Genomic DNA, 24169 nt, shown 5'->3' with positions numbered 1-24169 from the left:
CGGAAGGAACAGGCAGGATGGCAGGACTTCTTGAGCTGTTAAATGAACAGAAGGTCAGAAATTCGGTGGCGGAGCAGATCGCCTCGCCGCAGGCGGCGGGAAGTCCGGAGCCCCCGCAGCTTCTGCAGGAGGAGACGCAGGAGCCAGCGGATCGGTATATCGCGCTGAAAGCGAAGCTCCAGGCGGAGTCGGTCACCTATCTGAATGAGAACTATGACAGCAACGTGGCGAAGGACAAGATCGAATTTGTCCGGACCACGGTGGAAAATCTGCTGATCCGGGGGGAATACCCCATTCCGAAAGTGGATCAGAGCGATGTGGTGGAGGATGTCGTCTCGGAAATCATCGGTCTGGGACCTCTGGACCGTCTGCTGAAAGATCAGAATATCTCGGAGATCATGGTCAACGGGCCGTATCAGATCTATGTCGAGGAGAGAGGAATTCTGCACCTGTCGGGCGCGAAATTCAAGGACACCGCCCATGAGCTGCTGATCCTTGACCGCATTGTTTCTCCGCTCGGCAGGCACATCGACGAGTCCTCTCCGATGGTGGACGCGCGTCTTCAGGACGGCTCGCGTGTGAATGCGATCATCCCGCCGCTGGCGCTGAACGGACCGACCATTACGATCCGAAAGTTTCCGACAAATCGGATCAGTGCGCAGGATCTCATTGCGTGGGGCTCGGCCTCGCCGCGTATGATGCTGTTTCTCGAGGCCTGCGTCAAGGGAAAGCTCAACGTCATCGTCTCCGGGGGAACCGGCTCTGGCAAGACGACGCTGCTCGGCGTGCTCTCCGCGTATATTCCCGATAAGGAGCGCATCGTGACGATCGAGGACGCCGCGGAGCTGCAGCTTCAGCAGATTCACGTGGTGCGGCTCGAATCCCGGCCGGCCAACATCGAGGGAAAGGGCCGGGTGGCGATCAAGGATCTGGTGGTTAATGCGCTGCGTATGCGCCCCGACCGGATTATCGTCGGCGAGTGCCGCGGCGGCGAGGCCCTCGATATGCTGCAGGCCATGAATACCGGCCATGATGGCTCTCTTACGACCGGCCACGCCAACAGTCCCCGCGATATGATGGCGAGATTGGAGACCATGGTCATGATGGCGGGCATGGATCTGCCGGAAAAGGCGATCCGGGGACAGATCGCCTCTGCGATCAATATTGTGGTGCAGCAGGCGCGTCTCCGGGACGGCTCGAGAAAGATCACGTCGATCTCTGAGATCACCGGGATGGAGGGCACGGAGATCGTCATGCAGGATATTTTCCGTTTCCGCCAGTCCGGGACGGATGAGAACGGGAGGATCGTCGGAGAATTTGTTCCCACGGGCATCCGTCCGACCTGCATCGAGAAGCTGAAGCTGTCCGGCTGCATGGTCACGGACGACTGGTTTTCCGCGGAGGCGTAGGCCGCGGGGAAAACGTGCTCACGGAGAGAGAAGCGGCGGGAATACAGACTGTATCAGGAGGAGACGGTGCAGAGCGGAATGACATTCAGCATTTATATTGCGGCGCTTGTGGCGATGAGCGCGCTGACCGCGGGGCTCATCGTGTTCTCCCTGCTCTATCGTCCCGACCGCGTCCGCGTGAAGAAGATGGTGAAAGAGCTGTATGCCGAGAGGGACCGCGGCGCCCTCTTTGCCAAAACGATGAAAGAACGGCAGGGCAAGCAGCGGAACCGGAAATTTCTGAAAGTGTCGAAAAAGTTCGAGAGCGAGATCGAATCAGCGGATCTTCCGGTGTCGGCGAGCGAATTTCTGGTTCTCTGGATTGCGGCGGTGGCTCTGCCCGTACTTCTTGCCTTTGTCCTTACGGGAAGAACCATTGTGGCGGTCGGCGCGGGGAGCGCCGGCTTCCTCATTCCGGTTGTCATTTTCAAAAAGAAGCAGGCGGAGCGGATGGAGCAGTTCGGCGCGCAGCTCGGAGATGCCCTGCTGACGATCTGCAACGGCCTGCGCTCGGGCTTTTCCTTTCAGCAGTCCATACGGGCCATCACAAAAGATATGACGCCGCCGATTTCCATAGAGTTTGCCAAGGCTCTCGCGGAGATGGATTACGGCACCTCGCAGCATGACGCACTGCTGCACATGTACGACAGAGTGCGGAATGAGGATCTGAAGATGCTGATCTCCGCGCTGGAAATCGCACAGAGAACCGGCGGCAATCTTTCGGATGTTCTGCAGACCATCAGCGAGACGGTCAAGACCCGGATCAAGATACGGCAGGAGGTCCGCGCGCTGTCGGCGCAGGGGAAGATGTCCGCGCTGATCATCGGAGGACTTCCGATCGTTCTTCTTATTTTCCTCGCAATCCGGAATCCGGATTACATCGGGCAGCTCCTGTACAGCAGCACCGGCCAGAAGCTCCTGGCAGTCGCGGCAATCATGGAGATCACGGGCTTTATGATGATGAACAAAATCACGGATGTCAGGCTGTAAAGCGGCCTTTTGCGGAGGGGAATCATGCCGGTATCCAATGCAGAGCTGGGCTGCCTCGCGGCGGCCGCGGGAGGACTCAGCGTCTATCTTCTCATATATGCCTTTGTCGGCCCGCGTCTTTCGCGCTATATGCTGTACCGCAGAAGAATTGCGCAGATTGCGGACCGGGATATCGATACGCTCCGGACCAGATACCGGAGTGAGAACAGCCTGCTGCGGAAAATGCAGAACCGCCTCGGCGCCTACGCGGAGAGAAACTCGCGCAGGGCGCGCACGCAGCGCAGCGAAAAGGCCGAGAAGCAGCTCGCGGCCCAGCTGTACAGCGCCGGCATTGCCCTGACGCCGTCGGCGTTCCATTTCCTCCGCTTCATGCTCACGCTCCTTTGCGGGATCTTCGGGATGTTTTTTTCCATGACGGCATGGCTGCAGGATCCCATGCTGGGCATGCTGGCCGTGCTGGCGGCGGTTCTTGCCCCCACCATCATACTTCGCTTTGTGGTCAGCTCGCGCATTACGCTGCGGCAGGCGCGGATGGAAATTCAGCTTCCGGATGTGCTCGACCTCCTCTCGATTTCAGTGGATGCCGGCATGGGCTTCGATCAGGCGCTGGAATATATCACAAGCTCCATGGACGGCCCGATTGTTGACGAGCTTACGGTGCTTGTCAAGGAGCTGGGGCTGGGCAGGCAGCGCAAGGATGCGTTCAAGGATATGGCGTCGCGCTGCCATTGCCGGGCGGTCACGAATTTCTCGGCGGCGGTCGTGCAGGCGATGGAAATGGGCATTCCCCTCAGCAACATGCTGAGGACGCAGGCGGTTGCGGCCCGCAATGCGCATGTGGCGGACGTCAAGGCGAAAGCGGCCAAGGCGTCCATCAAGATGCTGATCCCGATGGTCCTGTTTATTTTCCCCGTATTGTTCATTGTTCTGATGGGGCCGGCCGCAATGAATCTGATCGGCGGGCTGTAATGGTCCCTGGATGGGCCTGCCGCCGGAATATCAGGAGCGGAGTATGGAATGAGAATGAAATTTGATGAGGCCGTCTTTGATATCCGGACAGCGGATACGTTTTTCAGCCGCTTCCTCGGGCTGATGGGCAGGAGAGAGCTGCCGGAGGGAACGGGGCTGTGGATGAGACCATGCTCCTCCATTCACTGCTGCTTCATGCGTTTCACAATCGATGTGATATATCTTGATGCCGGGAACCGGGTGCTGTACAGTGAAACGGTACGCCCGTGGCGTATCGGGCGCATGGTGAGAGGAACAAAAAGCGTGTTGGAGCTGAATGCCGGAGAGGCGCGCGGCATCCGTGCGGGCGAGGCGCTGCGCAGGGTGCAGTAAAGCGGGATAACGGAGGTTTCTGTGAGATTCGGAAAAAAGAAAAACAGACAGGAAGAAAATATTTCGGCGGCGACAGCATCTCCCGGAACGGCTCTGCCTGCCGCGGAGCTTTCCCGGGAAAATGCGGATGCGGGCGTAAAATATTCCGTTATGCATGACGTGAGCTCGTTCCGGACGGCGCTGTTCGGCTATGACAAGCGCGCGGTGAAAGCGTATCTCCAGACGCTGGTGCAGGGGCAGGCGGATAAGGAGGCGTCGTTGAATCACATCATCGACGAGCTCCGGACAAGAAACCGTTCGCTGTCGGAGGACAATGAGCTGTCAATCCGCAAGTACAATCAGCTCGTCAAGGACTGGGACGAGCTCTCGGAGGAGGCGAAACAGGTGCCAGGGCTGAAAGAGCAGGCAGAGGCGGCGCGGCGCGAATATGAGGCGCTCCGTGAGGAGAACGAGAGCCTTCGCCGGAGCGCGGAGGAGAGCGCGGCGCAGAGCACCGCGTCAAAAGAGGCCGGAGCGGCGCTTCGGGAGGCACGGACGGACGGCGCAGAGCCGTTCTTTGTGTGGCATGGCGAAGAGGAGAAACAGGAGCAGGAGAAGCGGGAGCGGGAGAAGCCGGCAGAGAACCCGCAGAACCTGCGCTTCACCGAGCTGCTTGAGAGAGAGCATGCGGCATCGCGGCAGCTTGAGGAGGCCGTCAGGGAGAAAGACACGGAGATCCGGACGCTGCAGGAGGAGCTGTTCTCTCTCAGGACAGAGCTCGGGCTGGTGCAGAGCCGCTTTGACAGCGTGCGCATGAAAGCGGACAGCGAGGCGAGGGAAAAGGATTCCGCCATCGAGTTTCTTCGTTCCAGAGTCAGCCTTTTCTCGAAAAAGGCGCGGGATTACGAGGACGCCATGTCGGCGGACGAGATGAAGAAGCTTCGCGCGCTGCTCGAGGAGGCCCGGGGACAGATGACGGCGCTTGCGGCGGAGCAGAAGCTGTCGGATGACAGAATACGGGTGCTCACGGAGAAGAATGAAAATCTCCGGGAGGAAAACTCGATGCTCTCTGTCGCCGCAGAACAGATGACGGCGGCGTCAAAGCAGGACAAATCCTATATCTCCATGCTGGAGCGGGAAATGAAAGAGATGTATGAGGACAAGCTCGGGATGATCCGGAAGCTCAGCGAGCTGCGCCGGAAAGAAGAGGAGACGTCTGCGGGACAGGCGAAGCGTGAGGCGGGCGATGAAAAAGAGAGTATGGTCTTTGTTTCATGAGGATGGTTCGGAGCGCGGCGTCGCGGCGGTATTTGTCGCACTGATCATTGTCGTGCTGATCGGCTTTGCCGCGGTCAGCATCGACGAGGGGATGTGGTTCTCCGAGGAGCGCCGGTACCAGAATGCGGCGGACTCCGCGGCCCTGATGGCGGCCAGTATGCTGCTGAAAAACGGAAAGACCTCCGAAGAGGCGAGGGAATCGGCCTATGAGGCGGCGTCTGAAAATGGTCTGACGCTGATGGACGGGCAGCTTACCATGTCGGTCGACGGAACGCCGGGGGTATCGGGCTCCAAGGTCACGGTGACGATTGAACGTCCGACGGACAATTATTTTTCGACGCTTCTATCGGGCAAGGACACGACGCTCATCCGGGTGACAGCGGTCGCGGCGCTGGAGATTCAGGAGAATACCAATACGGAGAATCCCTACGCCGTCAACGGAGCCATTGAATCGCGAAAGGATTTTGAGTGGAAAGGCTACGGGGGCAATCCGGTGGTGTCCGGCGGCATCAACTGCGGCGGCAATGTGACGGTCACCTCTCCGGCGACGCTGAACGGTTCGGTCAGTGCGGACGGCAAGCTCACCGTCAAGCCGAGCGGCGTGATGACGATCAACGGCACGCTGTTCTCCGGAGGAGGAACCGAGGTGACGACGCCGGTGACGGTCAACGGCGGCGTGGAGAGCAACGGGAATTTCAGCTGGAATACGTCCGGTGGAAAGATCACCGGGAGCGTCTATTCCAACGGCTCCTCCTTTCTCGGAAAGGTACAGGTCGACGGCTCGGTGCGCTCGTCGGGCAGTATCCTCTTCAACGAGCCGGGAGCAGCAATCGGAGGAGATGTCCGCTCCAATACGAAGATCTCATTTAACGGCGGCGCATATACGGCGGTGGACGGCACCTTTTATCAGAGGGGCGCGGTCGAGGACTATGTCAAAAACGGCAGCAAGACGTCCACGGGAGCCGCGGTGAACTTTGTGGAGGATACGGAGACGGATCCGGTCGAGAAAATTGTTCACAACAACTATACATGGAAGTGGGATAAGCTCTATGAGCTGAAAGACAAGGCGGTCCGACTCGAGGACGATTATTACAACGCATATCTTCAGGACCTCTACCACGGGAATTCATGGGAGGCTCACATTGTCCGGAACGGAATGAACTATGAGTTCCATCAGGGTGCGAATCTTCAGGAATTTCTCGATTACTGTCTGGAGCAGGGCGGAAATTCGGCAAAGAACATGCCCATCTATTTTCCGGGCTCCATCACCGTCAACATGGGGGGCGTGGATGTTCCGTACGACGGCTGCATGCTGGTCGAGGGCGATATCACGATGAACAGTCCGGTGCAGGTTTCCGGCTCGGGAGCCTGCCTCGTCAGTCTGAACGGCAACATCACGGTCGGAAACTGGGGAGAGGGCACGGTGCTGCGGGGAGCGGTCATTGTGCTGAACCCGGGGAAGCATCTGCAGCTCAACAACGGGGGAACGATTGTCGGCGGCGTTCTCTCGAACGGAACGATCACCATGAACGGGAACTGGTCCATCGACGCGTCGGACAACTGGCAGGAGTCGACCAAGGCGGCACAGACCAATAAGGCGAAAAAGTTTGTCCGCATCATACAATAAACGGAAAGAAGACGGGGAACGGAACGGCCGTGGGCGATGGATATGCCGATCGCCCGCGGCTGTGTTTTTTCGGAGAGAAATGTGATCCGCAGAACAGGGGGAGAGGAAATGATTCAGAACATCAGCCGGGGCAGCGATCGGAGGACCGCGCTGTTTTTTGCGGGACTTGCGGGAATCGGCATTCTGACGGCGGCTGGCAGGGCGTATCTTCTGGGCGACGACTATTTTATGCTGGCGCACTGGCGCTGGGTTTTGGAGAACGGTTTTCCCCATGCCGATCCGCTTTCGATGCACGAGGGGTTTCGCTTCTCGGTGGAAAAGTGGCTTTCCTGCGCGGCGCTCTATCATCTGTATGAGAGCGCGGGAATATGGGGGCTGCGCCTTAGCCTCGGGCTGGTCGTCGCGGCGATTTTTGCGCTTCAGTACCGGCTCTGCGCCCTGACGAGCGGGAACCGGCAGATTTCCATGGCGGCCGCGGCGGTGATCACCCTGCTCGGGCTTCGCTTTTTCCTGCTTCGGCCGCAGACCGTCACAATCCTTATTCTCACGGCGGAGCTGTACTGTCTGGAGCAGTATATGAAAATGGGGAGAGTCCGGGGGCTTCTGCGGCTTCCGCTGCTCGCATGGCTCGAGATGGGGGTGCATTCGACGCTCTGGCCCGGCTTTTTTCTGGTTCTTCTTCCGTATCTGGCTGACTTTTCCGCGGAGAACGGAAAACTCTTCTTTCACATCAGAAGAAAGCTGCCGCTTGCGGGGGCGGGACTCCTCTCTTTCGGAGCGCTGTTTCTGAATCCCTACGGCGCGTGGTCCGTGTTCTATATTTTCCGGTCCTACGGCGATGCGGATATGACGCGCCTGATTTCTGAGCTGAATCCGACCACCTTTCACGATTATGACTGGCTGCTCGGGACGCTCCTTGTGACGCTGGCCCTGTGCATCGGGAACCGGAAAATGCCGCCGCGGTATTACATGATTCTGGCGGGATTTTTCCTGTTCGCTCTGACCGCGCAGCGGAACATCATGTTCTTTACACAGTTTGGCGGCTTTACGGCGGCGGTTCTTCTTCGGGACCGCAGGCTCCGGCTCCGGTGGAACCTGCTCCCGGCGCTGCCCGTCATTCTGGCGGGGGCCCTGCTGAGCGGATGTAGCGCGTCGGAAAAGGACGTCCGCCAGCTTCGGGAAAACGAACAGATTATTGACGTGCTTGCGGAGGAGGCAGAGAGCGGAGCGGTCATTTATGCCGACTTCAACACCGGGAGCTATGCGGAATACCGGGGCTTCCGCCCCTATATCGACGGCCGGGCCGAGGTATTTCTGAAATCGGTGAACGGCCGGGCGGATATTTTTCACGAATATGCGCAGCTCTCCTCAGGGGAACTGTATTACAGGGATTTTCTGGACCGCTATGATTTTGATTACCTTGTGGTGAATGAAAATCTGGAGCCGGCGCTGTATCATGCGCTGGAGCACGACGGGGATTTCCGGCTCCTGATCCGGCGGGAGCCCTGCGCGGTATTTGTGTTATACTGATATGAAATCAGTTCGGAGAGCAGGAGGAAAAAGAAGCGGCGATGGGAATGGGAGCAGCGGAATCGAATTCCGAAGCGGTGCGGGAGTCCTTTTCCGCGGAGGAAAGCTATGCGATCGGACGGGAGCTAGGACTCCTTGCGGCGCCGGGAGAGGTCTATGCGCTCGAGGGCGATCTGGGCGTCGGCAAAACCGTATTCACGCAGGGCTTTGCCGCGGGCCTCGGCATAACGGAGCCGGTGAACTCGCCGACGTTCACGATCCTGCAGATCTACGAGGAGGGGCGCATCCCCCTGTATCACTTTGATGTGTACCGGATTGCGGATCCGGAGGAGATGTTCGAGATCGGCTTTGACGAGTACGCCGGCGGAGAGGGCGTCTGCCTGATCGAGTGGGCGAATCTCATCGCGGAGCTTCTGCCGGAGAACACGCGGACGATCCGCATCGAAAAGGATCTTGAAAAGGGATTTTCCTATCGGAGAATCACGATCGGAGAAAGATATTCATGAAGCTTCTTTCCATTGAAACGTCAGGTCAGGTCTGCGGCGTCGCTCTGCTCGACGGAGACACGCTGACCGCAGATTACAATGTACAGTACAAAAAGACACATTCGCAGAGCCTTGTGCCGATGCTGGATGAGATTCGCAGCATGTGCGGCCTCGAACTCTCGTCGATCGACGCGATTGCGCTGACCGGAGGGCCCGGCTCCTTTACCGGAATCCGCATCGGTGCGGCCACGGCAAAGGGGCTGGGCCTCGCGCTCGCAAAGCCGCTCATCCCGGTTCCGACCGCGGATTCCCTCGCCTATAATCTTTACGGCACGGAGAACCGGGTGATCTGTCCGCTGATGGATGCCCGGCGCAGTCAGGTTTACACCGGCTTTTATGAATTTGTAAGAACGGAGAATCCGCGGGAGGAGACGGCACGGGAGGAGGCTTCGCAGGAGGAAACTTCGCGGGAGGCGGCGCTCCTCCTGCGTGTGCTCCGCCCGCAGTGCGCCGTGTCCGTCGAGGAGACGGCGGCGGCGCTGAATGCCTTGGGGCGAGAGGTGATCTTCCTCGGGGACGGCGCGCCGGTTTACCGGGAGCGTCTTCGGGAGCTCATGACGGTGCCGCACTTTTATGCGCCTCCGCATCTTGCGCGGCAGAGGGCCGCGTCGACGGCCGCGCTCGCCATGCAGTTTTATCGGGAGCAGGGCGAGACGTGCTTCGTCGATCCCGACAGCTTCCGTCCCGAATATCTGCGCCTGTCACAGGCGGAGCGGGAGCGCGCGGCGGGAATCGACACGTCGCAGGTCGTGCGCAGACAAAAGACGCCCGGCATTACCGTGTGTCCGGTTTCCGTGCGGCCGATTTCTGTACGTCCGATGGAAGAGCGGGATGTCGTGCAGGCGGCGGCGCTCGAGAGCCTCTGCTCCGCAGAGCCGTGGTCCGCGGAGGAATACCGGGCGTCGCTGGGGCTTTCCTATGCGAGTTATTATGTAGCGGTCGTTTCAGAGCCGTCCGGGAAGCTGCGGTCCGAAAAGCTGCCGTCCGGGAAACTGCCGTCCGGCCGGGAGGCGGGAGAGAAGCCCGCAGGAGAGACGGAGACGGTCGTGGGGGTCTGCGGCGTGAGGAAGCTCGGCGGGGACGGAGAGATCACAAATGTTGCGGTGCATCCGGACTTTCGCAGACAGGGGATGGCACGTCGGATGCTGGAGCGTCTCATCCGGGACGGGAGGCAGAACGGGATCACGGCGTTCACGCTCGAGGTCAGGGCCGGGAATGCGCCGGCGATCGCACTGTATGAGGGGATCGGCTTTCGCACCGAGGGGGTGCGGCCGGGATTTTATTCGGAGCCTGCGGAGGACGCGCTGATTCAGTGGCTTCGATAATTTTTGGAAATGGAGAACGGAATGCTCGATATTTGTCTGCTCGGAACCGGAGGCATGATGCCGCTGCCCTATCGCTGGCTGACCTCACTGATGGTCCGGTACAATGGAATCAGTCTGCTGATTGACTGCGGCGAGGGAACCCAGATCGCCATGAAGAAGAAAGGCTGGAGTCCGAAGCCGATCGACGTCGTCTGCTTTACGCATTATCACGCCGACCATATCAGCGGCCTGCCGGGGCTTCTTCTCTCGATGGGGAACGCGGAGAGGACGGAGCCGCTTCTGCTGATCGGCCCGAAAGGACTGGAACGCGTGGTAAATTCGCTCCGGGTCATTGCGCCCGAGCTCCCCTTTGCGCTTCGCTTTCATGAGCTCTCGGGCAATGAAGAGACGATTCGCTTTCCGGAGAGGCGCGATTTCCGCGATTTTCACATCCATGCGTTCCGCGTGAATCACAACGTTCTATGCTACGGCTATTTTATACAAATTGACCGAAACGGTCAATTTGATGTGGCCCGCGCGGAGAGCCTGAATATTCCGAAAATGTTCTGGAACCGCCTGCAGAGAGGAGAGGAAATCTGTGCAGAGGACGGAAGAGTCCTCACGCCGGACATGGTACTCGGTCCGCCTCGAAAAGGCCTCAAGGTCAGCTATACGACGGATACGCGGCCCTGCGAAGCGATTGTCCGCAATGCCGCCGGATCGGATCTGTTCATCTGCGAGGGGATGTACGGAGAGGCGGATAAGACCGCGAAAGCGAAAGAGCACAAGCACATGACCTTTCTGGAGGCGGCCGAGCTTGCGCGGAAAGCAAAGGTGCGGGAGCTTTGGCTCACCCATTACAGCCCCTCGCTCGTGCGGCCCGAGGAATTTATGCCGGAGGTGAAAAAGATTTTCCCTGCGGCGTATCCGGGAAAGGACGGAAAGAGCGCGGAGCTTCATTTTGAGGAGACGTGACGCCGCGGAGGGGCGGACCCGTGCCTTTTGACGGCGCGGCACCAGGGAAAGCGCGTGCTTTCAGCGGGCTGATTCAATAGAAGTTCTGGATTCATTAAGGAGTTGAGTTTTGTCGGAACAGAAAGATATTACCATTCTTGCCATAGAGTCCTCCTGCGATGAGACGGCGGCGTCGGTCGTCGTGAACGGACGAACGGTGCTCTCGAACGAGATTTCGTCCCAGATCGACATCCATACGCTGTACGGAGGTGTTGTGCCCGAGATCGCCTCGCGCAGGCACACGGAGCGGATCAATCAGGTGATCCGCCGGGCCATGGAGGAGGCGGACCGGAGCTTTGCGCAGCTCGATGCGATTGCCGTCACCTGCGGGCCGGGGCTTGTCGGAGCTCTTCTGATCGGTGTGTCGGCAGCGAAAGCACTGGCGTTCGGAACCGGGCTTCCGCTCATCGGGGTGCACCATATCGAGGGACATATCAGCGCGAATTTCATTGCGTTCCCGGAGCTGGAGCCGCCATTTGCCTGCCTTGTGGTCTCCGGGGGGCACACGCATCTGGTGCGCGTGAGCGACTACGGGGAGTATGAAATTCTCGGCCGCACCCGGGACGACGCGGCCGGCGAGGCCTTTGACAAGGTGGCGCGCGCCATTGGACTGGGCTATCCCGGCGGGCCGAAGATCGATCAGGCGGCGAAGCTCGGGAATCCGGAGGCGATTCATTTTCCGAGGGGAAGAGTCGCGGACTCCGCCTATGATTTTACGTTCAGCGGGATCAAATCCGCGGTGCTCAATTATCTGAATCAGATGGATGTGAAGGGCGAAGCGATTAGGGTGAACGATGTGGCGGCCTCTTTCCAGCAGGCCGTGGTGGATGTGCTCGTCGGGCACGCCATGGAGGCGGCGGAGCAGTACGGCTTCCGGCGTCTCGCACTGGCGGGGGGCGTCGCATCAAACAGCGCGCTGCGCAGACAGCTCCGGGCGGCCTGCGGGGAATGCGGGATTGACTTCTTCTGTCCGCCACCCGTCCTGTGCACGGATAACGCGGCGATGATCGGGAGTGCGGCCTACTACGAATACCGCAGGGGAGTGCGGAGCGGCTATGACCTGAACGCGGTTCCGAATCTCCAGCTCGGGGAGCGGGTATCGGCGCTCCGGCGCGGGGGAGTGGAATGAAAAAGCGGGTAACGGCAATTCTGCTGGCGGCGGGAAAGGGCTCCCGCATGAACAGCGGCGTGCGCAAGCAGTACATGCAGCTCGGCGGGCGGCCGGTGCTCGCGTGGCCCATGGAGACGCTTGAAAACAGCGCGGTGATCACGGACATCGTCGTCGTGGTGCCGGAGGGCGAGGAGAGCTATATCAGGGAGCATGTGCTTCCCGCGGTCCGACTGCGGGAGGACAGGGCTCCGGCGCTGCGCGGCGGAAATGAGAACCGACGGAAAGAAAAGGGCGGAGCCCTGCCGCCTGTCCCCGCCTCAAAGCTCCGCGCATTTGCGGCGGGCGGGGCGGAGCGCTGCCATTCCGTGTACAGCGGGCTGCAGTCCGTCTCGTGGCCCTGCGATTATGTGTTTATCCATGACGGTGCGAGGCCGTTTCTTACGGAGAGCGTTCTTCTGCGGCTGTACGAGACGGTACTCCGCTATGATACCGCCGTCGCGGGGATGCCGTCCAAGGATACGGTGAAGCTCACGGATGAAAACGGCATTGTCCGGGCGACGCCCGACCGGCAGGGCGTGTGGATGGTGCAGACGCCCCAGTGCTTCGCGTATGATCTGGCCGTGCGGGCCTACGAGCGTGTTCTCGGGAGCGGTGCGGCGCTCCCCGGAGGCATGAAGATCACGGACGATGCTATGGTCGTGGAGTATGCCGGGGAAGCGCCGGTGCATATGGTTGAGGCGGACTACCGGAACATCAAGCTCACGACGCCCGAGGATCTGATCATCGGGGAGGCGTTTCTGCGGGAAAGCCGGCGCTGAACGGTAGGAAATGAATGGCGGCTCAGTCCTTTTCCCCGCCGCGGTTCAGGACAAGAATGTCTCCCTCCCGGAGCCGGACATCTCCTCCGGGGATGATGGTTTCCATGCCGCGCTCGATCAGAATGACGAGACAGTTTTCTTCCTTTGGCAGCGCGGAGAGAGGCTTGCCGATGTATTCGCTGTTTTTCCGGATTACCTGCTCTGAGAGGAGAACGCGGCTCTGCTCTCCGGGCTTTGCGGCGCCCAGAACGATGCGGTCCCCGGGACAGAGCACGGTGTCCCCGTTCGGCACGCGGGAGCTGCCGTTCCTCTCGGAGAGGACGGCCAGCGTGCCCGGGGGGAGCTCGATCTCCCGGAGCGTTTTCCCGGCCCAGACATGCTGCTCCGGAATCGAAAATTCAATGAACTGCACCGGCATGTCCTCGCTGTAATCGGTAAAGGTCTTCATGACGTCATTGTCGCTGTCCACCATTCCGAGGTGGTTCGCCGCCCATGGCAGGAGTGAGCCTTGCAGCAGGATGGAGAGCAGGACGATGAAGAAGGTGATGTGAAACACGGTGTCGCCCAGCGAGGTTCCCTGCACGGCAAGGATGGCGAACACGATGGACGCTGCGCCCCGAAGTCCCGCAAAAGAGATGAGAAGTATCTGCCGCGGCCGGCAGCCAAACGGCGCGAGCAGGGTGAAGACGGCGGCGGGACGCGCAAGAAAGGTCAGGAAGAGGAAGATCAGTATCGCCTGACCGGCAAAGGCGGGGAGCCTTGCGGGCGCGGAGAGAAGACCCAGCAGGAAAAACAGAAGCATCTGCATGAGCGCGGTGAGCCCGTCGAAGAAATGGACGAGCTCTTTTTTGTTCCGCAGCCGGCGGTTGCCCAGCACGATCCCGGTGATGTAGGTTGCGAGATACCCGTTTCCTTCGATGGCGGCTGCGGCGGCGTAGGAAGCGATGGCCGCGCCGGCCACGAATACCATGTCGAAGCCTGCCGCATCAAAGCGGATATGGTGCAGCAGAAACAGGGCAAAAAACGCCGCGGCAAAGCCGACCGCCGCGCCGAGAACAAGCTGGAGGAAAAGGAGGCGGAACATGGACTCCGGCCCCGCCTGTCCGTTTATCATGGCGATGAAAGCCACCGTCAGCATGTAGGACATCGGATCGTTGCTTCCGCTTTCCAGTTCGAGGAGAGAGGCTGTGTTTTCCTTAAGGCCCAGCCGCCGGTACCGGAGGATGGAGAATACCGAGGCCGCGTCGGTCGAGCTTACCACCGCACCGCCAAGGAGAGAGGGCAGCCAGTCAAGGCGCAGCACCAGATGGCAGAACGCGCCGGTGAGGAGCGCGGTGAACAGGACGCCCAGCGTCGAGAGCAGCGCCGCTTTTCCCGCTGAGGGACGGGCCTGCCTCCAGCTTGTGCCGAAGCCGCCGTAGAACATGATGAAAATGAGCGCGAACGAGCAGACGTTTTCGGCGAACGAATAGTTTTCAAAGGGGATCTTGAAAATACCGTCGCTGCCGAACAGCATACCCAGTACGATGAAAGCCAGCAGCATGGGAATCCCCAGCCGGGCGGAGAGGCGGTGCAGGAGCACGCAGGCAAAGATCACAACAGAGGCCAGAAGCAGCAGATTCGTCATAAGGGATTCTCCGGGCGAAGCAGTGAACGCATACAGGCCCGCAGAGAGCGGGACTGAGACTATTTTTGCAATTTTTGGCCGGAAAATCAAATTTTCATAAATATCTTCATCATTTTAAGATGCGGATTGGTAAAATAAGGCAGAGAGCAGAGGCGGATTTTTCCTGAGGAGCAGTTATGTCATTTGTTCATCTTCATACCCATACAGAATATTCTCTCCTTGACGGCTCCAACAAGATCCGGGAGTACGTGAAGCGGGTCAGGGAGCTCGGCATGAACGCGGCGGCGATTACCGATCACGGCGTCATGTACGGCGTGATCGATTTTTACAATGCCTGCATTGAGGAGGGCATCCGGCCGATCATCGGCTGCGAGGTCTATGTCGCGCCGAATTCACGCTTCGACAGGGAGCAGACCGGCGGAGAGGACCGCTACTATCATCTGATCCTTTTGGCGGAGAACAATCAGGGCTACCAAAATCTGATGAAGATCGTCAGCCGTTCCTTTTCCGAGGGCTTTTATTACCGTCCCCGCGTCGATATGGAGCTGCTCCGCGAGAATCATGAGGGGCTGATCGCGTCCTCAGCCTGTCTCGCGGGCGAGGTAGCGAGGAATATCGTCCGCGGCAATATCCCGGCGGCAGAAGAGGCGGCGAAGAAATACCGGGACTGCTTCGGGGAAGGGAATTTTTTCCTCGAGCTGCAGGATCACGGCTATCCGGATCAGCAGACCGTCAACGCGGCGCTCCTGCGGATGAGCCGGGAACTTCACATCCCGCTGATCGTGACGAACGACTGTCACTACACCAATGCGGACGACGCGGAGGCGCACGATATTCTTCTGTGCATTCAGACCGGGAAAAAGCTCGAGGATAAGGACCGCATGCGTTATCCCGGCGGGCAGTTCTACGTAAAGAGCGAGGCGGAGATGCGAAGCGTCTTCCCGTATGCGGCGGAGGCGCTTGAAAACACGCAGAGGATCGCCGACAGGTGCTGCGTGAGCTTTGAATTCGGGCAGACGAAACTCCCGCATTACGAGGTTCCGGAGGGCTACGATTCGTGGAGCTACCTGAACAAGCTCTGCGAGGACGGCATGGAGGAGCGCTATCCGGAGGACGAGGCGCAGGGCGGCGAGGTGAGAAAGCGCCTTGCCTATGAGCTGGATGTGATCCGGAGCATGGGGTATGTCGATTATTTTCTGATCGTATGGGACTACATCAACTATGCGAGAGAGCACGGCATCAGCGTCGGCCCCGGCAGAGGCTCCGCTGCGGGCTCGGTGGTTTCCTACTGTCTCCATATCACGAATCTCGATCCGATACGCTATCAGCTTCTCTTTGAGCGCTTCCTCAATCCGGAGCGCGTCTCGATGCCCGATATCGACGTGGATTTCGACTTTGAGCGGAGGCAGGAGGTCATCGACTATGTCACGGAGAAGTACGGCCGGGACAAGGTGGTGCAGATCGTCACGTTCGGAACCATGCTCGCCAAGGGCGTGCTCCGGGATGTCGGCCGCGTCATGGACCTGCCGTACAGCTTCTGCGACACAATTGCCAAGATGGTTCCGAATGAGCTCGGAATCACGCTGACGGATGCGCTGAAAATGAATCCGGAGATGAAAAAGGCGTATGAGGAGGACGATAAAGTAAAGCGCCTTGTGGACATGAGCCTTCGGCTGGAGGGTCTGCCCCGGCACACCAGCGTGCATGCCGCCGGCGTCGTGATCTGCTCGCAGCCCGCCGAGGAGCTCGTGCCGCTTTCTCGCGCGCAGGACGGTTCGATGACGACGCAGTTCACCATGACGACGATTGAGCATCTGGGGCTTCTCAAAATGGACTTTCTGGGGCTCCGCACGCTCACGGTGATCCAGAACGCGGCGTTGTTCGCGGACCGGAGCCTCGCCCGGACAAGGGAGCTCCCGCCGGAGCGTCTTTCCGCCCGCCTCGCGGCGTTCCGGAGGCGCTATCCCGGCGTGGAGAAGATCGACATCGACGCGATCGGCGACGACGATGAGGAGGTCTACGCCTCGATTGCGACCGGCCGGACCGAGGGCGTGTTCCAGCTTGAGAGCGGCGGGATGCAGAGCTTCATGAAAGAGCTCCGGCCCGGAAGCTTCGAGGATATCATTGCGGGAATCGCCCTGTACCGACCGGGGCCGATGGATTTTATCCCGAAGTATATCGCCGGCAAAAAGAATCAGGGTGAGATACGATACGAAACCAAAGAGCTCGCGCCGATTCTGGAGACGACCTACGGCTGCATCGTCTATCAGGAGCAGGTGATGCAGATCGTCCGGGAGCTGGGCGGCTATACGCTGGGGCGGAGCGATCTGGTCCGTCGCGCGATGAGCAAGAAGAAGCAGTCGGTCATGGAGGAGGAGCGGCAGAACTTCATCAGCGGCAATCCGGAGCAGGGGGTGCCGGGCTGCGTCGCCCGCGGCATTCCGGAGGAGGCGGCGAATCATATTTACGACACGATGATCGACTTTGCAAAATACGCGTTCAATAAGTCGCACGCCGCCTGCTACGCGGTCGTTACCTATGAGACGGCGTGGCTCAAATACTATTTCCCCGCGGAGTTCATGGCGGCCCTCATGACCTCGGTGGTTGATTTTCCGGCGAAGCTCGCGGGCTATATTCTGTCCGCCCGCTCCATGGGTATCCGTATTCTTCCGCCGGACATCAATGTGGGAGAAGCGGGCTTTTCGGCGGGGGACGGCACGATCCGCTATGCGCTGACGGCGGTCAAGGGCGTCGGGCGGAATGTGATCGACGCGGTGGTGCAGGATCGGGAGCGCTTCGGCCCTTTCCGTGATCTGCAGGATTTTCTGACCCGCATGAACGCCGCGGGGAACGAGGTCAACAAGCGGGCGGTCGAGAATTTCATCAAGGCGGGCGCTTTTGACTGCTTCGGTCATACGCGGAGACAGATGATGAGCGTCTATGCGCAGATCGCGGACAGCCTGCAGGCCTCGAAAAAAAATGATTTTGCCGGGCAGATGAGCCTGTTTGATTTTGCGCCGGAGGAGACGAGAGAGAAGCTGAGCGTCGCCATGCCGGATGTGGGCGAGTATACAAAGGAGATGCGGCTGGGCTTCGAGAAAGAGGTTCTGGGAGTTTATATCACGGGGCACCCCATGGAGGACTACGAGGGGCTCTGGAAAGCCCATGTGACGAAGCGCGCCTCTGATTTTGCGATCGACGAGGAGAGCGGGCAGACCGAGGTGAAAGACGGCGAGATCGTGACGATCGGAGGGATGATCGCGGACAAGCGGGTCAAGTACACGAAGCGGGACCAGATCATGTGCTTTCTGCAGCTCGAGGACCTGACCGGCTCGGTGGAGGTCATCGTCTTCCCACGCGATTACGAGAAGTTTTCGGGGCTCCTCACCGAGGACGGCAAGGTGTTCATCTGCGGCAAGGTGCAGGTGGAGGAGGAAAAAGAGGGGAAGCTCGTCTGTCAGCAGATCACGCCCTTTGACGGGATCCCCAGAAAGCTCTGGGTGCGCTTTGCCACCATGGAGGAGTACCGGGAGGGGGAAGAGGCGCTGATGCGATTCGTCGGGGATCACGGCGGGCCGGACAAGGTCACAGTCTATGTGGATCAGCCGAGGATGATGAAGACGCTTCCGCCGGGCTTCGGCGTCCGCGTTACGGACGAACTTCTTGCGGAGCTCGGAGAGTGCTTTGGAAAGGAAAACGTGATCTTTCGGTGAGAGTGCGCTATGATTATGGCAGCCGCAGAAAGCGGCGCAGCGTCATTCGGTGTGGAGGATGGTTATGGCAAAGGAAGTAAGGACGATAGGGATTCTGACCAGCGGGGGCGACGCGCCCGGCATGAACGCGGCCATCCGCGCCGCGGTGCGGCGCGCGATCGGAAACGGCCTTAAGGTCAAGGGCATACAGCGCGGCTACATGGGGCTTCTGAACGAAGAGATCGTGGATATGGACAAGCACAGCGTCTCGGATATCATCCAGCGGGGCGGGACGATACTCGGCACTGCCCGCTGCTCGGAGTTCCGCACGGCGGAGGGGCAGGAAAAGGGAGCGGAGATCTGCCGGAAGCACGGGATCGACGGGATGGTCGTCATCGGCGGCGACGGCTCCTACCGCGGAGCGCAGGCGCTCGCGAGACAGGGAATCAATACGATCGGTCTGCCCGGCACCATCGATCTTGACATTGCCTGCACGGATTATACGATCGGCTTCGACACGGCGGTCAATACGGCGATGCAGGCGATCGATAAGGTGCGCGATACCTCGTCCTCTCATGAGCGCTGCTCCATCATCGAGGTCATGGGACGGAACGCTGGCTATATCGCGCTGTGGTGCGGCGTGGCGAACGGCGCGGAGGACATTCTTCTGCCGGAAAAATACGATTACAACGAGCAGCGGATCATCGATAACATCATTTCCAACCGCAAGCACGGCAAGAAGCACCACATCATCATCAATGCCGAGGGGATCGGTCATTCGACCTCCATGGCGCGCCGCATCGAGGCGGCCACGGGGATTGAGACGCGGGCGACCATTCTCGGCTACATGCAGCGCGGCGGTTCGCCAAGCTGCAAGGACCGTTTCTACGCCTCCATTATGGGCGCCTTTGCGGCGGATATTCTGGCGGCGGGAGGGACGAACCGTGTCATCGGCTATCGGGACGGAAAATTTCAGGACTTCGATATGGAGGAGGCTCTCACGATGACAAAGGAAATTCCGGAGTACCAGTTTGAGATCAGTCAGGCGCTGAGCCGGTGACGGAAAGCGGCGCGTGCCTCGCACAAAGTGCTTCGGTATGGGGGATAGTGTGAAAAATCACGCTGATGCGCTGATTTTTACACACGGCTATTTGTGCCGAAGCCCAAATAGCCCTGATCGCAGCCCCAAAACCGCCTGCGCAGATTTTGGGGCGCGTGCCTCGCACTAAAGTGCTTCGGCATGGGGGATGATCATGCAGGAAAAAATCACCGCCGCATCGAATCCGCGTCTGAAACGGGTTGCGGCCTTGCAGCAGAGGGCAAAGACGCGCAGAGAGGAGCGCGCCTTTGTGATCGAGGGCCGGCGCCTCTTTCTCGACACGCCGGAGGAATTTCTTTCGGAAATATACTGTACGGAGAGCTTTGCCGGAGATCTCGCAAACCGTGAAAAGCTGGCGCGGACGGGGTACACTCTCATTGGGGACGAGGCGCTGCTCCGCGTCTCGGATACGCAGACCCCGCAGGGCGTGCTCTGCGTCGTGAGAATGCCGGAGCACAGTCTGGCAGGGCTTCTCGGAGCGGACGGAGAGGAGCCGCTTCTCCTTGTTCTCGAGGATGTGCAGGACCCGGGAAACCTGGGAACCATGTTCCGTACGGCGGAGGCGGCCGGGGCGACGGGCATACTGATGAGCCGCGGGACCGCGGACGTGACGAATCCCAAGGCCGTGCGGGCGACGATGAGCTCCGTCTTCCGTATGCCGTTTTTCTACACCGGGGATCTCTCCGCAGCGCTCAGCGAGCTGCACCGGCAGGGCATTATGACCTGCGCGGCACAGATGTCCGGCGCGGCGTCCTATGATGTGCTTTCTTATAGGAAAGGAACGGCGTTTCTTATCGGCAACGAGGGGAGCGGCCTTCGCGAAGAAACGGCGGCCGCGGCGCGGCAGAGGCTGAGAATCCCCATGCAGGGAAAGATCGAATCGCTCAATGCAGCGATGGCGGCGGGCATATTGCTGTACGAGGCGGCGCGGCAGCGGCGGGGAGGCGAACGGCAGTGTTAAATCCGCCTGCACGGCAGCGGCGGGGAGGCGAATGGCAGCGTTAAATCTGCCTGCGCGGAATTTTTCCTGCGGTGCCGCAGGGAACGAAACAAGGGAGGAAATCATGGTAATCGGATTTATCGGACTGGGCAACATGGCAAGGGCGCTGATCGGGGGAATTCTGAAAGAAAAGGCCGTGGCGCCGGAGGACATCACGGGCTCGGCGGCGACCGCGGAGACCCGCCGGAGAATGGAGGCGGATTTCGGCATCCGGACCTCGGAGTCCAATGCGCAGATCGCCGCGGAGGCCGATATCCTGTTTCTGGCGGTCAAGCCGCAGTACCTCCCGGTCGTGCTGGAGGATATCCGGAATGCGGTGACCGAGCGAACGCTGATCGTCAGCGTGGCGGCGGGGAAGACGACGAAGTGGCTCTCGGAGGCCTTTCCCGGCCCGGTGAAGATCGTGCGGTGCATGCCCAATACGCCGGCTCTTGTGGGCGAGGGCTGCGCCGCGGTCTGCCGCAATGAAAATGTGACGGAGGAGGAGCTCGGGCTGGTTCTCCGCCTGATCGGGAGCTGCTGCGGGATGGCGGAGCTTGTACCGGAGCAGCTTATGGACACGGCAGGCGGCGTCAACGGTTCCTCGCCGGCCTTTGTATTCCTGTTTATTGAGGCTCTGGCGGACGCAGGGGTAAAGGGCGGGCTTCCCAGAGCGCAGAGCTACCGCTTCGCGGCGCAGACGGTCCTTGGTGCGGCCCGGCTCATGCTGGAATCCGGCAAGACGCCCGGCGAGCTGAAGGATATGGTCTGCTCCCCCGGGGGCACGACCATCGAGGGTGTCGAGACGCTGGAGAAGAATGCGTTCCGCGGGGCGGTTATGCAGGCCGTCGGCGCAGCCATCGAGAAATCGAAAAAGCTGTGAAAAAAGGAAACGAAATCGTAGATAAAGAAATAATATCCGCTATATATAAGGCGTTTAAGGAAACCGGAAACGAAAACGGCAGATTTTTCCATCGACCCCGAACGGCTTCTGGAGACGTGCGAGTCTGCCTGCTTTGAAAAAAGAGAAAAAATGACGGAGGAGAAGCGTCTGATCCGCTGAATCAGCGGACTTGAGAGGTTTTCCAAAGTAAACGGGGAAACGGGATTGTACAGGAAATTGTACAATCCTGTTTCTTTTTTTCGGAGGGAAAAGGGAGGGGAAAAGAGCATGAAATTTTATTGGTGTTCTCTGAAAACTGCATAAATGGGCTGTTTTCGGAAGATAAGAAAAAGGAGTTTCCATGGTGGGGGACATTCCCTGCGGTAAAATGGAGAAAACTTGACAAAAATATTACGTTAAAATACAATCTCTCCTCGACGAACGTAATAAGTCTGTAACAAAACGCAAAACAATATTAATAAATTTTGCGCAGATGTGTGAAATAGTTCATCCTGGAGGTTGATGATGCGATTGATGAGAGGAAGAGCAGGGCGAATTACGGCGGCGATCATGGCCGGGATTGTGTTCTTCAGCTCGGCCGGTGTCAATACCCTTGCCGCCGGTACGGAAATGACAATGATGACCGCGGATGCGGCGCAGGCGCTTGCGGGTGAGGCAGCAGGCCGTGCGGCGGCTGCGCAGATGGAAGCGGAGCTTGCGCAGAAAGAGGCGGAAAAGCTGGGGGCGGAGGCGCAGACGGCCGCAGAGACGGTGCAGGAGGCGCAGAGACTGTTCCTCAGCGATTCGATTGATACGGAAATGCTGGCGGCCGTGCAGAATGTAGCGCTGAATGTTGTGACGGATGCGGCGGCAGCCGCTGCGGATGCGGTGGAGAAGAGCGCGGCGGCGGATGCGGCGGCAGCCGCTGCGGAAGCAGCAGGCAGGGCCGCGGAGAAGAGGCTGAAAGAAGAGGCGGCGGCCAGCCGGAGACAGAAGATCATGGACAGCATCACAGAGGAGGATGTGCGGCTTCTCGGCGCGCTGATTTTCTATGAGGCCAACACGGAATCCTACGAGGGAAAGGTGGCGGTTGGCAATGTCGTCATCAACCGGATGCTCAGCACAAGGTTCCCGGACGCTATGCAGGCGGTGATCATGCAGTCCGGACAGTTTCTTCCGGCAAGGCTGTGTGCATCACTGGTTGCGCGGGGCGGCGTGCCGGAGAGCTGCATGGAGGCGGCGCGGGAAGCTGTGTCCGGCGCACGGCCGGTGGGAGACGCAGTTTTCTTCTGTCAGGCGCGCATCTCCGGCGGACAGGTCATCGGCGCGCATTGCTTTTACGGATTCTGATTGCGTCTCTGCCATTCGGTTACCGCTTTCTGAAGGGAAAATACTTCAGAAAGCGGCTTTTGAGGTTTATAAAAGATCATCCTATTCAGCTCGTGCATTCTGCCGTATCCTTGCCCTGTCAGATGGTTTCTGAGAAGGATAAGGTGTTTTTTATTTAAGGGGGTAGCTATGAAAAGTAAGGCAATGAAGAGAGTGCTGACGGCGGTGTTGACCGGCATACTTGCAGGCGGCATACTTGCAGGCTGCGGATCTTCCGCATCGGGGGACACCGCAGCAGCTTCCGGTTCCGGCTCTGCGGCGGCAAAGGATGCAGACGCCACGGCAGCAGACGGCGCGGTTGATCTTTCTTTCTATATCTGGAGTGATGAGGAAAATTATATTTCCAAGGTTGTCGATCAGTATAACTCTTCTCAGGATAAGATTCACGTAACGCTGACCTCAATTCCGAGTGACAGTTATGACGATAAGCTTAAGGTTCTTCTGGCCGGCCAGTCGGATGTTGACCTGGTTGATATCCGTGGTATGGCACAGGCAACCACCTATGCGGCAGGCGGTGCACTTCTGGATCTGACCGAAAGAATCGCGGGCAGCGGGCTGGATACCAGCAAGTATGGCGAGATGTGGGAAAACAGTACTTACAATGGAAAGTACTACATCATGCCGACCAGGACAACCTGCTGGGCGCTTTTATACAATGCAGATCTGATCAGGGAAGCAGGACTCGAGGAGCCTGGCCAGATGACATGGACGGAGTATAAGGAGTACGCAGACAAGCTCAGAGATTTCTATAACGGTAAGACGGCAGAGGATGGAACACCGATCAAGGCCGGCTATTGGGTACCGTGGATCTATGTATTCGATGCGGTACAGCATGGCTCCTACGCAAATGATGAGGACACGCAGTATCTGCAGGAGTCCATTGAGTTGTTGAAGAGTTTGTATTCCGACGGATCTCATTACAGCTACGAGGATGTTTCCTCCGGCACCTATGACTACATCTCTGAGTTCGAGAACGGGCATGTCGCTCTTCTTCCAAACGGTGAGTGGTGCGTTAACATGCTGATGCAGGCACAGGCAGAGGGTAAGACCGATGTCAACTGGGAGGTCGCTCCGATGCCGGTTCCGGAAGGCGTTGAGGACGGAACAAGCTGGGGCCAGTTCCAGTTCGCAGGCATTACCGCTTCCACGAAGCACCCCGATGAGGCATTCGATTTCCTGAAGTATCTTTGCGGCGAGCAGGGTGCAGAAGTTTACGCTTCCTCCGGTATGATTCATGCATACTCTACCGACAGTGCAGCGCAGGCTTTGAAAGACGCTTCCGGCAAGGAATCCGTACAGGTTCTCTTCGATGCGAAGAAGATTCAGGAGCAGCCGAATACCGAAGGTTATGATCAGTTCTTGAACGCGTTCAATGAGCAGGCTCAGCTGTATTTCCTGGGTGAGCAGGACATTGATGCCACGATGGCGGACTTCAAGGATCATGCGGATGCTCTTCGTGCAGAAAGCTCGAAGTAGGATTGGAGCGGAATCGGTTCGGTTATCATTGCTCCGAAA

General features: G+C 59.1%; 19 protein-coding genes. 18 read left to right on the top strand and 1 reads right to left on the bottom strand.

All coding sequences use genetic code 11. From position 1 onward, the window contains the following. Positions 1–17 precede the first annotated feature (17 nt). The 12 genes from E0E20_RS00700 to ispD all read left to right on the top strand — a co-directional run bounded on the left by E0E20_RS00700 (position 18) and on the right by ispD (position 12985). On the top strand, positions 18–1409 hold the full coding sequence (locus E0E20_RS00700) for a CpaF family protein (RefSeq protein ID WP_130836153.1): 1392 nt from the start codon (positions 18–20) through the stop codon (positions 1407–1409). Between the two features lie 78 nt (positions 1410–1487). Beyond that, the gene (locus tag E0E20_RS00695; RefSeq protein WP_130836152.1) at positions 1488–2438 is read left to right on the top strand and encodes a type II secretion system F family protein; all 951 of its coding nucleotides are present in this window, start codon (positions 1488–1490) and stop codon (positions 2436–2438) included. Positions 2439–2462: 24 nt separating this feature from the next. Beyond that, entirely contained in the window at positions 2463–3407 is a 945-nt protein-coding gene (locus E0E20_RS00690) for a type II secretion system F family protein (protein WP_130836151.1), read from the top strand. Between the two features lie 48 nt (positions 3408–3455). Further along, entirely contained in the window at positions 3456–3779 is a 324-nt protein-coding gene (locus E0E20_RS00685; protein WP_130836150.1) for a DUF192 domain-containing protein, read from the top strand. Positions 3780–3800: 21 nt separating this feature from the next. Beyond that, on the top strand, positions 3801–5036 hold the full coding sequence (locus tag E0E20_RS00680; protein ID WP_130836149.1) for a hypothetical protein: 1236 nt from the start codon (positions 3801–3803) through the stop codon (positions 5034–5036). After that, positions 5005–6663, top strand: coding sequence for a pilus assembly protein TadG-related protein (locus E0E20_RS00675; RefSeq protein WP_130836148.1), 1659 nt, complete (start codon positions 5005–5007; stop codon positions 6661–6663). The genes E0E20_RS00680 and E0E20_RS00675 overlap by 32 nt, the downstream gene beginning before the upstream one ends. 81 nt (positions 6664–6744) lie before the next feature. Further along, complete coding sequence (locus E0E20_RS00670; protein WP_130836147.1) at positions 6745–8193, top strand: hypothetical protein; 1449 nt, start codon at positions 6745–6747, stop codon at positions 8191–8193. 41 nt (positions 8194–8234) lie between these two features. Next, positions 8235–8699, top strand: coding sequence for a tRNA (adenosine(37)-N6)-threonylcarbamoyltransferase complex ATPase subunit type 1 TsaE (gene tsaE, locus E0E20_RS00665; RefSeq protein WP_242622595.1), 465 nt, complete (start codon positions 8235–8237; stop codon positions 8697–8699). Next, positions 8696–10063 carry a tRNA (adenosine(37)-N6)-threonylcarbamoyltransferase complex dimerization subunit type 1 TsaB gene (gene tsaB, locus E0E20_RS00660; RefSeq protein WP_130836146.1) on the top strand — a complete coding sequence of 456 codons (1368 nt, stop codon included), beginning with the start codon at positions 8696–8698 and terminating at the stop codon, positions 10061–10063. Before tsaE ends, tsaB begins: the two co-directional genes overlap by 4 nt. A gap of 21 nt (positions 10064–10084) precedes the next feature. Beyond that, positions 10085–11017: a ribonuclease Z gene (locus tag E0E20_RS00655; protein ID WP_130836145.1), complete on the top strand. Its 933-nt coding sequence runs from the start codon at positions 10085–10087 to the stop codon at positions 11015–11017. Positions 11018–11126: 109 nt separating this feature from the next. After that, entirely contained in the window at positions 11127–12185 is a 1059-nt protein-coding gene (gene tsaD, locus E0E20_RS00650; RefSeq protein ID WP_130836144.1) for a tRNA (adenosine(37)-N6)-threonylcarbamoyltransferase complex transferase subunit TsaD, read from the top strand. Further along, on the top strand, positions 12182–12985 hold the full coding sequence (ispD, locus tag E0E20_RS00645; protein WP_130836143.1) for a 2-C-methyl-D-erythritol 4-phosphate cytidylyltransferase: 804 nt from the start codon (positions 12182–12184) through the stop codon (positions 12983–12985). The genes tsaD and ispD overlap by 4 nt, the downstream gene beginning before the upstream one ends. A 22-nt stretch (positions 12986–13007) precedes the next feature. Here ispD and E0E20_RS00640 read toward each other — a convergent pair whose 3' ends face one another. Next, entirely contained in the window at positions 13008–14612 is a 1605-nt protein-coding gene (locus E0E20_RS00640) for a potassium/proton antiporter (protein WP_130836142.1), read from the bottom strand. A 176-nt stretch (positions 14613–14788) separates the two neighbouring features. Here E0E20_RS00640 and E0E20_RS00635 point away from each other — a divergent pair, with 176 nt between their 5' ends. The 6 genes from E0E20_RS00635 to E0E20_RS00610 all read left to right on the top strand — a co-directional run bounded on the left by E0E20_RS00635 (position 14789) and on the right by E0E20_RS00610 (position 24130). After that, positions 14789–18325, top strand: a complete 3537-nt coding sequence (locus E0E20_RS00635) for a DNA polymerase III subunit alpha (protein WP_130836141.1) — start codon at positions 14789–14791, stop codon at positions 18323–18325. Positions 18326–18389: 64 nt separating this feature from the next. After that, a complete protein-coding gene (pfkA, locus tag E0E20_RS00630) occupies positions 18390–19364 on the top strand; it encodes a 6-phosphofructokinase (RefSeq protein WP_130836140.1) in 975 nt (324 codons plus the stop codon). 193 nt (positions 19365–19557) lie between these two features. Then, positions 19558–20364, top strand: coding sequence for a TrmH family RNA methyltransferase (locus E0E20_RS00625; RefSeq protein WP_130836139.1), 807 nt, complete (start codon positions 19558–19560; stop codon positions 20362–20364). A gap of 103 nt (positions 20365–20467) precedes the next feature. Continuing rightward, the gene (proC, locus tag E0E20_RS00620; protein ID WP_130836138.1) at positions 20468–21265 is read left to right on the top strand and encodes a pyrroline-5-carboxylate reductase; all 798 of its coding nucleotides are present in this window, start codon (positions 20468–20470) and stop codon (positions 21263–21265) included. A gap of 534 nt (positions 21266–21799) precedes the next feature. Next, the gene (locus tag E0E20_RS00615; protein ID WP_130836137.1) at positions 21800–22615 is read left to right on the top strand and encodes a cell wall hydrolase; all 816 of its coding nucleotides are present in this window, start codon (positions 21800–21802) and stop codon (positions 22613–22615) included. Positions 22616–22783: 168 nt separating this feature from the next. Continuing rightward, a complete protein-coding gene (locus E0E20_RS00610) occupies positions 22784–24130 on the top strand; it encodes an ABC transporter substrate-binding protein (RefSeq protein ID WP_242622594.1) in 1347 nt (448 codons plus the stop codon). Positions 24131–24169: the final 39 nt, after the last annotated feature.

The sequence above is a fragment of the Lachnoclostridium sp. Marseille-P6806 genome, from assembly GCF_900625025.1.
GTDB lineage: Bacteria > Bacillota > Clostridia > Lachnospirales > Lachnospiraceae > CAG-791.
This window is presented reverse-complemented; position numbering and strand designations above follow the sequence as displayed.

Coding starts and splice junctions, on each gene's coding strand:
- E0E20_RS00700 (WP_130836153.1), top strand. CDS start 18: ATGGCAGGACTTCTTGAGCTGTTAAATGAACAGAAGGTCAGAAATTCG.
- E0E20_RS00695 (WP_130836152.1), top strand. CDS start 1,488: ATGACATTCAGCATTTATATTGCGGCGCTTGTGGCGATGAGCGCGCTG.
- E0E20_RS00690 (WP_130836151.1), top strand. CDS start 2,463: ATGCCGGTATCCAATGCAGAGCTGGGCTGCCTCGCGGCGGCCGCGGGA.
- E0E20_RS00685 (WP_130836150.1), top strand. CDS start 3,456: ATGAGAATGAAATTTGATGAGGCCGTCTTTGATATCCGGACAGCGGAT.
- E0E20_RS00675 (WP_130836148.1), top strand. CDS start 5,005: ATGAAAAAGAGAGTATGGTCTTTGTTTCATGAGGATGGTTCGGAGCGC.
- tsaE (WP_242622595.1), top strand. CDS start 8,235: ATGGGAATGGGAGCAGCGGAATCGAATTCCGAAGCGGTGCGGGAGTCC.
- tsaB (WP_130836146.1), top strand. CDS start 8,696: ATGAAGCTTCTTTCCATTGAAACGTCAGGTCAGGTCTGCGGCGTCGCT.
- E0E20_RS00655 (WP_130836145.1), top strand. CDS start 10,085: ATGCTCGATATTTGTCTGCTCGGAACCGGAGGCATGATGCCGCTGCCC.
- ispD (WP_130836143.1), top strand. CDS start 12,182: ATGAAAAAGCGGGTAACGGCAATTCTGCTGGCGGCGGGAAAGGGCTCC.
- E0E20_RS00640 (WP_130836142.1), bottom strand. CDS start 14,612: ATGACGAATCTGCTGCTTCTGGCCTCTGTTGTGATCTTTGCCTGCGTG.
- E0E20_RS00635 (WP_130836141.1), top strand. CDS start 14,789: ATGTCATTTGTTCATCTTCATACCCATACAGAATATTCTCTCCTTGAC.
- pfkA (WP_130836140.1), top strand. CDS start 18,390: ATGGCAAAGGAAGTAAGGACGATAGGGATTCTGACCAGCGGGGGCGAC.
- E0E20_RS00625 (WP_130836139.1), top strand. CDS start 19,558: ATGCAGGAAAAAATCACCGCCGCATCGAATCCGCGTCTGAAACGGGTT.
- proC (WP_130836138.1), top strand. CDS start 20,468: ATGGTAATCGGATTTATCGGACTGGGCAACATGGCAAGGGCGCTGATC.
- E0E20_RS00615 (WP_130836137.1), top strand. CDS start 21,800: ATGAGAGGAAGAGCAGGGCGAATTACGGCGGCGATCATGGCCGGGATT.
- E0E20_RS00610 (WP_242622594.1), top strand. CDS start 22,784: ATGAAAAGTAAGGCAATGAAGAGAGTGCTGACGGCGGTGTTGACCGGC.